Annotated in this window: 12 protein-coding genes; 7 read left to right on the top strand and 5 right to left on the bottom strand. The window is 59.8% G+C overall.

From position 1 onward, the window contains the following. Positions 1-21: 21 nt before the first annotated feature. From G6N74_RS19665 to sppA, 3 genes are all read right to left on the bottom strand, one after another. On the bottom strand, positions 22-342 hold the full coding sequence (locus tag G6N74_RS19665; protein ID WP_165119660.1) for a DUF1049 domain-containing protein: 321 nt from the start codon (positions 340-342) through the stop codon (positions 22-24). Between the two features lie 49 nt (positions 343-391). After that, positions 392-676, bottom strand: a complete 285-nt coding sequence (locus G6N74_RS19670) for an integration host factor subunit beta (protein WP_091916534.1) — start codon at positions 674-676, stop codon at positions 392-394. A gap of 75 nt (positions 677-751) precedes the next feature. Then, positions 752-1,708, bottom strand: a complete 957-nt coding sequence (gene sppA / locus G6N74_RS19675; RefSeq protein WP_165119662.1) for a signal peptide peptidase SppA — start codon at positions 1,706-1,708, stop codon at positions 752-754. A gap of 138 nt (positions 1,709-1,846) precedes the next feature. Here sppA and lptC point away from each other — a divergent pair, with 138 nt between their 5' ends. The 6 genes from lptC (at position 1,847) to ptsN (ending at position 7,280) form a co-directional block, all read left to right on the top strand. After that, positions 1,847-2,824, top strand: coding sequence for an LPS export ABC transporter periplasmic protein LptC (gene lptC, locus G6N74_RS19680; RefSeq protein ID WP_246245815.1), 978 nt, complete (start codon positions 1,847-1,849; stop codon positions 2,822-2,824). After that, positions 2,811-3,404 (top strand): LptA/OstA family protein, encoded by a 594-nt coding sequence (locus G6N74_RS19685; protein ID WP_165119664.1) that lies wholly within the window; start codon positions 2,811-2,813, stop codon positions 3,402-3,404. Before lptC ends, G6N74_RS19685 begins: the two co-directional genes overlap by 14 nt. Continuing rightward, on the top strand, positions 3,404-4,216 hold the full coding sequence (lptB, locus tag G6N74_RS19690; RefSeq protein ID WP_165119665.1) for an LPS export ABC transporter ATP-binding protein: 813 nt from the start codon (positions 3,404-3,406) through the stop codon (positions 4,214-4,216). The genes G6N74_RS19685 and lptB overlap by 1 nt, the downstream gene beginning before the upstream one ends. A 184-nt stretch (positions 4,217-4,400) precedes the next feature. Continuing rightward, positions 4,401-5,915 carry an RNA polymerase factor sigma-54 gene (gene rpoN / locus G6N74_RS19695; RefSeq protein WP_165119667.1) on the top strand — a complete coding sequence of 505 codons (1,515 nt, stop codon included), beginning with the start codon at positions 4,401-4,403 and terminating at the stop codon, positions 5,913-5,915. Between the two features lie 244 nt (positions 5,916-6,159). Beyond that, positions 6,160-6,744: a ribosome hibernation-promoting factor, HPF/YfiA family gene (gene hpf / locus G6N74_RS19700; RefSeq protein WP_091916543.1), complete on the top strand. Its 585-nt coding sequence runs from the start codon at positions 6,160-6,162 to the stop codon at positions 6,742-6,744. Positions 6,745-6,815: 71 nt separating this feature from the next. Further along, positions 6,816-7,280: a PTS IIA-like nitrogen regulatory protein PtsN gene (ptsN, locus tag G6N74_RS19705; protein ID WP_165119669.1), complete on the top strand. Its 465-nt coding sequence runs from the start codon at positions 6,816-6,818 to the stop codon at positions 7,278-7,280. Positions 7,281-7,354: 74 nt separating this feature from the next. Here ptsN and G6N74_RS19710 read toward each other — a convergent pair whose 3' ends face one another. Next, positions 7,355-7,612, bottom strand: coding sequence for a BQ00720 family protein (locus G6N74_RS19710; RefSeq protein ID WP_091916547.1), 258 nt, complete (start codon positions 7,610-7,612; stop codon positions 7,355-7,357). A gap of 71 nt (positions 7,613-7,683) precedes the next feature. Then, positions 7,684-8,109, bottom strand: a complete 426-nt coding sequence (locus tag G6N74_RS19715; protein ID WP_165119671.1) for an Hsp20 family protein — start codon at positions 8,107-8,109, stop codon at positions 7,684-7,686. 125 nt (positions 8,110-8,234) lie between these two features. Between G6N74_RS19715 and G6N74_RS19720 the strand changes: the two genes are divergently transcribed. Beyond that, positions 8,235-9,176 carry a nucleoside hydrolase gene (locus G6N74_RS19720; protein ID WP_165119673.1) on the top strand — a complete coding sequence of 314 codons (942 nt, stop codon included), beginning with the start codon at positions 8,235-8,237 and terminating at the stop codon, positions 9,174-9,176. The last annotated feature ends 11 nt before the right edge of the window (positions 9,177-9,187 follow it).

The raw sequence follows: 9,187 nt of genomic DNA on the forward strand, positions 1-9,187 counted from the left end.
GAAACGGCGAAGTCCGGGCGGCTAACGCTTCGTCGCCGGCAGGTTCGTTTGGCCGGGCGTGAGGCGCGGATCGGCGATCGTCTGCAATTCCTGCCCGCGAACACGCGCCAGCTTGCGGTAGCGCCCCTGCTTGAGCCATGTCGCGAGGCTGCCGACGATCATGCCAACGGCAATTGCCGCAAACAACAGGAAAAACAGCGGCAGTTGCAGCGTCAGCGCCGGGTTGCCCGGATTGAACGGGTCCAGCGTGAAGGCGGTAGGCGCGCGGTTGGCCACCGCCAGCGCGATCAGGATGATGGCGATCGGCACGAACACCACGATGAGCATGAAGCGATTGAGCATATCTATTCCTGGAGCCGGCCGGCCTTTTCCGATTGAAACGGCCTTTGCCCTACTTGCCGGCGTTTAGCCGCTCGCGCAGTTCCTTGCCAGTCTTGAAGAAGGGAACCCACTTCTCCTCGACCTCGACCGAATCGCCGGTGCGCGGGTTGCGGCCGGTGCGGGCAGGGCGGTTTTTCACCGAAAATGCGCCGAAACCGCGCAGTTCCACCCGGTTTCCATCCGCCAGGGCATCGGTGATTTCGTCAAAGATGGCGCTGACGATGTTTTCCACGTCCCGCAGGAAAAGATGCGGATTGCGTGTGGCAATAATCTGCACGAGTTCGGATTTGATCATGAGCGCGGTCCCCGCCAATGGTTTGTAATGGTATGCGGATGATTTTATTCGTTTTTAAGCCGGCCCGCCGGAGCTTCAAGGTTGCCAGACCGACACGAGACCGTCAAGGAACAAGCGATCCGCGCCGATCTTGCGTAACAATTCTTCGCCGCCGTCGGGCAGGCCAAGGGCGCGGCTGGCCGCCTGCATCATGGAACTGCTGAAGAACAGGCTTGAGCCGCCGCCCTTCGGCTTCCATTCGACGACCTTGAGATCGACGTCGACCCCCTTGGTGCCGAGCCAGTCGATTGCTTCGTTCTCGCCGCCGACCTCATCGATCAGCTTGTTCTGCAGCGCCTGTCTGCCCGTGAAGATCGAGCCATCCGCAAGCGCAATAACCTGCTCGCGCGTCATCGAACGGCGCTCTTCCACCAGGCCGACAAACCAGTCGTAGCTGTCTAGGATCATCGAGCGAACCATCGTGCGCTCTTCTTCCGTGGTCGGTCTGAACGGCGACGGTGCCGCTTTCAGCGGCGAGGATTTGACTTCTTCCAGCTTGATTCCGAGCTTGTCCATCAGGCCGCTGACATCCGGATACTGGATCAGGACGCCGATCGATCCGACGATCGACGACTTGCGCGCGACAATGTGATCAGTGGCGGAAGCAATCATGTAACCTGCGGATGCGGCAAGCGTGCCGACCTGCGCTACGACCGGCTTTTCCTTGGCAAGCGCCCGGACGGCGTCGAAGATCGCTTCGCCGCCGGCCGTAGTCCCGCCCGGAGAATCGATCGAGAGGATGACGCCCTTCACCGATTTTGCCTTGCGGATTTTTTCGAGGCGTTCGAGCAGTTCCTCGTCCTCGGTGATCGTGCCCTCGATCTTAACCTTGGCTATGTGGTTGGCCGCAGTGCCGCCGAACTCGTCGTCGTAAAACCACATGGACGCTGCCGCGATGCAGATCGCTGCAATGGCGATCGCGGCGATGCGCCAGAAGGTCAGCTTGCGCCGCAAATGACGGCGGTCGATCAGATCGTCGGCTCTCGTTGCCATGCTTGCCTCGTGTTGGCGGGAAAGCGTCGTTTTAATCCAACCGGCCAGCCAGGGCTACCGGTTTCATCACCGCGGCGGATCGGCTCGTTTTGCTTTGGTTAGCCGGATGGGCTGGCATTTCACGTTAAAGTAACCATATTGCTGTGTAGGTCTGAGAGGCGCTGCCTTTCGGCAGGTGGTGACTATGCGTTTCAATGGGCTTCGAGGCCCGGATTTGCTATAGTTTCACGAAGACTTACGCCTTTCCGGATACCATTCCTTCCGGTCGACGCGGAGAAGATTTTAAGTTTAGTGCCACAATTCCGTGGTTTTCAATCGTTTGATGCTTCCTGCTTCGCGCAGGATATTCGCGATACGGCAACGTCCGGCTTCGAACCGGAAAAACAAGAAGGCAATATGTTGGCGCGACCGACAAAAACGACCGATGGCCAGCCGGCGTCCACGCTTCCGGCAGCAGGGGTATCACAACCCCGGCGCGGAGCGTTTGAGACTGCTCAGCGGCATTCCTACAGGGTGCGTTTTCTCAAGATCGCATTGCCGGTTCTCGCCGTCCTGATGGCTACCGGGTTTGTTGGATATTCCTACATGTCGACGCCGGCGACTGTGGCTGTCAGCGCCGATGGCTCGGCCTACTCCGATGGCAAGCTGGTGATGGCCAATCCCAAGCTCGACGGCTTCACCAAGGACAACCGGCCCTACAAGATGACCGCGGCGCGTGCCATTCAGGAATTCCAGAACGAGGGCATCGTCAAGCTTGAAGGCATTGACGCGAAATTGCCGGTCGATGCTGAAAACTGGGCGACAGTGGTTGCCCCGCACGGGGTCTACGATCGTGACAAGAACACGCTCGAGATCACCGACGTTATGACGATTACCACCTCTGACGGTATGGTGGCGAAGCTCAAATCGGCGTATCTGGATATCGGCAAGGGTGGAATGAAGACGGACGACCCCGTCGATATTCAGCTCAAAGGCGCTAAAATCAACTCGGATTCGATGACGATCCTTGAAAACGGCAAGGTTTTGATATTCGAGAAGCGGGTGCGCATGAACATCGATTCCAGCCGGTTGAAGACGGCAGAGAACGCGAGCGGAGACCAGAATGTGGGGCAATAAAATGAGGCTGCCGCTGGGGGCGGTGTTGGGCCTTGCGGTGATGACGCTGGCTCCGGGTCAGGTTTTCGCGCAAGACAGCACGCAGAGCCGCCTGTCCGGCCTGAACCTGTCGGGCAAAGACCCGATTCAGATCGAAAGCGACAAGCTGGAAGTTCGCGAATCCGAGAACAAGGCGATTTTCAGCGGCAACGTTACCGTCGTGCAGGGACCGACACTCCTGAAATCGGGCAAGATGACGGTTTTCTACGCCAAGGATGGCGGTTCTGCCGCAACCGGCTCGTCCAACATCGATCGGCTCGAGGTCGAGGACAAGGTTTACGTCAAGTCCAACACGCAGGTAGCCACCGGCGATCGCGGTACATTCGACATGAAGACCGAGATTCTGGTCTTGTCGGGCGACGAGGTGGTCATGTCCGATGGTCCAAATGTGCTCGTCGGCTGCAAGCTCACGGTGCAGATGAAGACAGGCGAAGCCAATGTCGATGGCTGCAAGAAGGGCAATTCAGGCACTGGTCGCGTCATGATGTCGATCACGCCCGGGTCGGCACCTGGAGCCACCACCGGAACCAAGAAGCAGTAATGCCTCAATCTGCATCGCTCTTGTCGCGCCTGTCGGGGCGTCGGTCGGCGCCTGCTGCTCCTGCCTTGCGCAAGGACGCGGCGAGCTTCAAGGGCACCTTGATCGCTCAGGGCCTGACCAAGGCCTACAAGGGACGAACAGTGGTCAACAGCGTCTCGCTCGGTGTTAGAGCCGGTGAGGCTGTCGGGCTTCTGGGTCCGAATGGCGCCGGCAAGACGACATGCTTTTACATGGTCACCGGCCTGGTGCCGATGGACAAGGGCACCATCGAGATCGATGGCTTCGACGTCTCCTCCATGCCGATGTATCGCCGCGCGAGGCTCGGTGTCGGCTATCTTCCGCAGGAAGCCTCAATTTTTCGCGGCCTGACCGTCGAAAACAATATCCGCGCCGTCCTTGAAGTGGTCGAGAAGAGCCGCAAGGAACGCGACAAGAATCTCGATGCGCTCCTGGACGAATTCCATATTACTCACTTGCGGAAGGCCCCTGCCATTTCGCTCTCCGGCGGCGAGCGCCGCCGTCTCGAGATTGCCCGGGCTCTCGCCAGCCGTCCGAACTACATGCTGCTCGATGAGCCGTTTGCCGGTGTCGACCCGATCGCCGTCTCCGACATCCAGCAGCTCGTGCGCCACCTGACCAAGCGTGGCATCGGCGTCCTGATCACCGACCACAATGTGCGCGAGACGCTGGGACTGATCGACCGGGCCTACATCATCCACGCCGGCGAAATCCTGAAGCATGGCTCCGCGGCCGATATCGTCGCCGATCCGGACGTGCGGCGGCTTTACCTCGGCGAAGGCTTCACACTCTAAATTTCTGTGCTTTTGTGTAATCCCGTGAGACGCTGCTTTTCAGGCGCTCCGGGCTCTGCAAGCTGCATAATAAATAGGCTTCTCTCCAGCCTTCTCCTTGACATGCAAAAGCCGGGCCAGTTTTATGCGTTCGGGGAAATTCGTCGTGGGCGTATTCGGCGGATACGGGAGTGCGTGAGTAACAATGGCCCTTGCAGCCAAATTGCAGCTTCGGCAATCACAGTCGCTGGTGATGACACCGCAACTGATGCAGTCGATAAAACTGCTGCAGATGACCCATGTCGAGCTCGATCATTTCGTCGACGAGGAGATCGAGCGCAATCCGTTGCTCGACCGCGTCGAGCCGCGCGATGACGTAATGGCTGACCGGCTGGAGAAGAATGATTCTGCCGGCGAGGAGTGGGCGGAGGCCGATACGGCATGGAGCGCCGAGGCCATGTCGGAAAAGCTCGACACCTCGCTCGAAAATGTCTTTCCAGACGACCCTGGTGTAAGCGATCGGGTAGGCCCGGATCTTGCGGCACAATGGAAATCCGCTTCCGGCGGCAGCGGCTCCCTTGGCGCGTCCGAAGGATTCGACATGGAGGACATGGCAGCTGCGGCGCTGACGCTGCGCGACCATGTCGGCGAACAGATTTCTTTTGCGTTCGTCAATCCCGCCGACCGTCTGATCGCATACGATCTTACCGACGCTCTCGATGAGATCGGCTATATGCGCGGCGATGTCGAGGAAATAGCCGAACGGCTGGGTGTCGGCGAGGCGGATGTCATCGACGTTCTCCGCAAATGTCAAACCTTTGAGCCGGCAGGTATTTTTGCCCGCGATCTCGCCGAATGCCTGGCGCTTCAGCTTGCCCGGCGCGACCGGTTCGATCCGGCGATGAAAGCGCTCGTCGACAATCTCGATCTTCTGGCCCGCCGCGATTTCCAGACGCTGAAAAAGCTCTGCTCCGTCGACGAGGACGACCTTCTCGACATGCTCGCTGAAATCCGCCGTCTCGATCCCCGGCCCGGTACTGCCTTCTCCGGCGGAAATACGGATACGATCGTGCCGGATGTCGAGGTGCGCGCCGCCAGCGACGGAAGCTGGACGGTCGAGCTCAATCCCGAGACATTGCCGCGGGTGCTGGTCGATCAAATCTATTTTACCCAGGTTTCGACGCTGACCAAGAATCAGGCGGAGAAGGATTTTCTCGCCGAGTGCCTTCAGAACGCCAATTGGCTTACCCGCAGCCTCGACCAGCGCGCCAAGACGATCCTGAAGGTAGCATCCGAAATCGTGCGCCAGCAGGACGCATTTCTGGTTCACGGCGTCCGGCAATTGCGCCCGCTCAACCTGCGCACCGTCGCAGACGCGATCGGCATGCATGAATCGACCGTCAGCCGGGTCACCGCCAACAAATATATGTTGACCCCTCGCGGCGTCTTCGAACTGCGCTATTTCTTCACCGCCGCCATCGCTTCGGCCGGTGGAGGCGACGCCCACTCGTCCGAAGCGGTGCGTGACCGCATAAAGCAGTTGATCGATGAAGAAGCCTCGGCGGAAGTTCTTTCCGACGATGCCATTGTGGATATCTTGCAGCGCGATGGTGTCGATATCGCCCGGCGAACTGTAGCCAAGTATCGGGAAGGTATGAATATTCCCTCGTCCGTGCAGCGGCGGCGCGAAAAGCGCGCCATGGCCAGCGCAGGCCGCTAATTCACAGCCGTTTTTGCCGTTGACTTTGCCTTCATTGACAAGCGTTGATGAAGTGACTAGAAGCCCGCCCGCATGGGACGGGCTGTTGCCCGCAGACAAAATGCTCCGTCGGGAGACGGCTTGTGATTAACCGGAAAGTTCGGACTTAAATTCGGCGTGAAACCCGCCCTGAAGCTTGTGCGCGCCGACTACGGGTATAAACTCGAACCAATTTGAAGTCTGAACAGGGAAGGTCAGTTTTCAGATGAATTTACGCATATCGGGAAAGCACATGGATATCGGTGAGGCGTTCCGCACGCGCATCGAAGGACGGATTGGCGAAGCCATCGATAAATATTTCGATGGCGGCTTTTCCGGACATGTGACGGTGGTGAAGTCCGGCTCGCGCTTTTCGGCCGACTGCATGATCCGCCTAGACACCGGCATTGCCCTTCAGGCAGCCGGAGAAGCGCAGGAGCCCACGGCAGCCTTTGACGCCGCAGCCGAGCGTTTCGAGAAGCGCTTGCGGCGCTACAAGCGCCGGCTGAAGTCCCACAATCCCGGCGCGACCAACGGCATCGTCACCGATGTTGCCTATACGGTCATGGCGCCGCTGGGGGACGATGAGGAGGAGCTTCCGGAAGACTACGCGCCGGCGATCGTCGCCGAATCGACCGTGGCGCTGAAGACCATGTCGGTGGCATCCGCCGTCATCGAGCTCGACACCAAGGACAGCCCTGTCTTTGTTTTCCGCAACGCCGGGAATGAGCAGGTCAACATCGTCTATCGGAGGCCGGACGGAAATATCGGGTGGATCGACCCCTCGACGACAAAAGTCGCGCAGGGATAGGCAACGTCTTCTGGCTGCGCTGCCGGTTATGGGATTGCCGGCAGTGCGGACAGCGAAAAGGATATTTGGCAATGGATCTGAGTGATCTGATCGAGGTTCAGGCAATCATGCCGGCCTTGAAAGCGAATTCCAAGAAGCAGCTTCTGCAATTGCTAGCCGAAAGAGCCGCCAGCATTACCGGTCTTCCCGAGCGCGAAGTCTTCGACACGATCCTGCAGCGCGAGCGGCTGGGATCGACCGGCGTCGGCAACGGCATCGCCATTCCTCACGGCAAGCTCGCCGGCGTCAAGCGAATCACCGGCGTTTTCGCGCGGCTGGAATCGCCGGTGGAGTTCGAGGCGCTGGACGATCAGCCCGTCGACCTGGTGTTCCTGCTGCTGGCGCCTGAGGGGGCAGGGGCGGATCATCTCAAGGCGCTGTCGCGAATCGCCCGCGTCCTGCGCGATGGCGATACGGTTGCCAAGGTCCGCGGCACCCGCGATGCGACGGCCATTCATGCGCTTCTTTCGGATACGCAGGCCTCGCACGCTGCCTGAAGCATGAAATCAGTTCGGTGAAATTTGCCTCGGGGCGGCTTTTCAGCCGCCCTTTGCAATTCTGTAGACGCCAGTTAGTGGATGGCGACCGGGGTCAGGTCGTTTTCCATCGCACCGGCAAGGGCGCGGTCGCGCTCGTCAGACAGCAGGATCGGCTGGCCGTTGGCGGCGAAAAGCGCCCAAAGCGTCGTGCCCGAGGCGATTTCCGGAAGACCCGGAAACTTGCCCTTCAGCTCGTCGCTGTCGATTTCGCGCAGATAAGCCACCGTGCCTTCGCCCAGATGGGCGAGTTCGGCCTGCGTCAGAACGTGTCTCGGATCAAGAGATGTCATATTAGCCTCCTGTATGCGGGGCGTCCTAGTGACCAACCCGCTCTAGAGCTGTTTGTTCCGGCGGGCGACAATCAGTCTTTCACCGAAATATTTATTTTCCGTACCAGTCTTTCAGCCTCCGGGCGGTCGAGGTCTATCGACAGAAGACCGTTCTTCAGTTCGGCCCCGGTCACCCGCATTCCATCGGCGAGCACGAAGGTCCGCTGGAACTGCCGCGCGGCGATGCCGCGATGCAGGAACTCGCGCTCCGTGTCGTCGCTCTGCCTTCCGCGCACGACGAGCTGGTTTTCCTCGGTGGTGACTTCCAGATTTTCATCGCAGAAGCCGGCAACCGCCAGCGTTATGCGCAGGGTCTCGCCCTTGCCTTCTTCCCCGCGAACGCGCTCGATATTGTAGGGGGGATAGCTGTCACCGGATTTGGCCAGGCGTTCCAGCGTTTTTTCCATGGCATCGAACCCAAGCAGAAGCGGGCTCGAAAAGGGCGTCATGCGACTCATTTTCGTGTCCTCTAAGAGCGACCTAAAAGGGAAAAACCCGGATGGCATTTTTCCCGATGATCCTGATATGGTCCGCCGCGCAAACAAGTTCAAGCCTGCAATCACCGACATGAGGGAAGACGGAAATGTCCGCCACAAGAAAGATCATCATCGACACCGATCCCGGCCAGGACGATGCCGTCGCCATACTGCTTGCGCTGGCAAGCCCTGAGTTGGAAATCCTCGGCCTCACCGCCGTTGCCGGCAACGTTCCACTGAAGCTGACCGAGAAGAACGCCCGCAAGATCTGCGAACTCGCCGGCAAGCCGGAGACCAAGGTGTTTGCCGGTGCGATCCGCCCGCTGGCGCGCTCGCTGGTGACGGCCGAAGAGGTTCACGGCCAGAGCGGCCTCAACGGCCCCGAGCTGCCCGAGCCGACCATGCCGCTGCAGGCGCAATATGCCGTCGATTTTATAGTCGAGACGCTGATGAAGGAGGACAGCGGCACGGTCACGCTGTGCCCGCTCGGGCCCCTGACCAACATTGCGCTGGCGCTGATTCGCGAACCGAAGATCGCGCCGCGCATCAAGGAGATCGTGCTGATGGGCGGCGGCTTCTTCGAGGGCGGCAATGTCACGCCGGCGGCCGAATTCAACATCTATGTCGACCCACAGGCTGCCGATGTCGTGCTGCGCTCCGGCGTGCCGATCGTCATGATGCCGCTCGATGTCACCCACAAGGCGCTGACCACCGGCAAGCGCATCGCTGCCTTCCGCGATCTCGGCACCAGGGTCGGCATCGCCACTGCCGAGATGCTGGAATTCTTCGAGCGCTTCGACGAGGAGAAATACGGCACCGACGGCGGCCCGCTGCACGACCCCTGCGTCATCGCCTATCTCTTGAAGCCGGAACTTTTCAAGGGCCGCCATTGCAACGTAACGGTCGAGACGGCTTCCGAACTCACCATGGGCATGACTGTCATCGACTGGTGGGGCGTCACCAAGCGCGACAAGAACGCCACCGTCATGCGCGACATCGACCACGACGGGTTTTTCGCGCTGCTGGTTGAACGGCTGGGGCGGCTGTAGCACCGGGTTTT

The organism is Mesorhizobium zhangyense (assembly GCF_011045115.1).
Taxonomy (GTDB): domain Bacteria; phylum Pseudomonadota; class Alphaproteobacteria; order Rhizobiales; family Rhizobiaceae; genus Mesorhizobium_M; species Mesorhizobium_M zhangyense.

Bases quoted from the DNA above. Each gene is read 5' to 3' on its own strand.
- G6N74_RS19665 (WP_165119660.1), bottom strand. From the start codon at position 342: ATGCTCAATCGCTTCATGCTCATCGTGGTGTTCGTGCCGATCGCCATC.
- G6N74_RS19670 (WP_091916534.1), bottom strand. From the start codon at position 676: ATGATCAAATCCGAACTCGTGCAGATTATTGCCACACGCAATCCGCAT.
- sppA (WP_165119662.1), bottom strand. From the start codon at position 1,708: ATGGCAACGAGAGCCGACGATCTGATCGACCGCCGTCATTTGCGGCGC.
- G6N74_RS19685 (WP_165119664.1), top strand. From the start codon at position 2,811: ATGTGGGGCAATAAAATGAGGCTGCCGCTGGGGGCGGTGTTGGGCCTT.
- lptB (WP_165119665.1), top strand. From the start codon at position 3,404: ATGCCTCAATCTGCATCGCTCTTGTCGCGCCTGTCGGGGCGTCGGTCG.
- rpoN (WP_165119667.1), top strand. From the start codon at position 4,401: ATGGCCCTTGCAGCCAAATTGCAGCTTCGGCAATCACAGTCGCTGGTG.
- hpf (WP_091916543.1), top strand. From the start codon at position 6,160: ATGAATTTACGCATATCGGGAAAGCACATGGATATCGGTGAGGCGTTC.
- ptsN (WP_165119669.1), top strand. From the start codon at position 6,816: ATGGATCTGAGTGATCTGATCGAGGTTCAGGCAATCATGCCGGCCTTG.
- G6N74_RS19710 (WP_091916547.1), bottom strand. From the start codon at position 7,612: ATGACATCTCTTGATCCGAGACACGTTCTGACGCAGGCCGAACTCGCC.
- G6N74_RS19715 (WP_165119671.1), bottom strand. From the start codon at position 8,109: ATGAGTCGCATGACGCCCTTTTCGAGCCCGCTTCTGCTTGGGTTCGAT.
- G6N74_RS19720 (WP_165119673.1), top strand. From the start codon at position 8,235: ATGTCCGCCACAAGAAAGATCATCATCGACACCGATCCCGGCCAGGAC.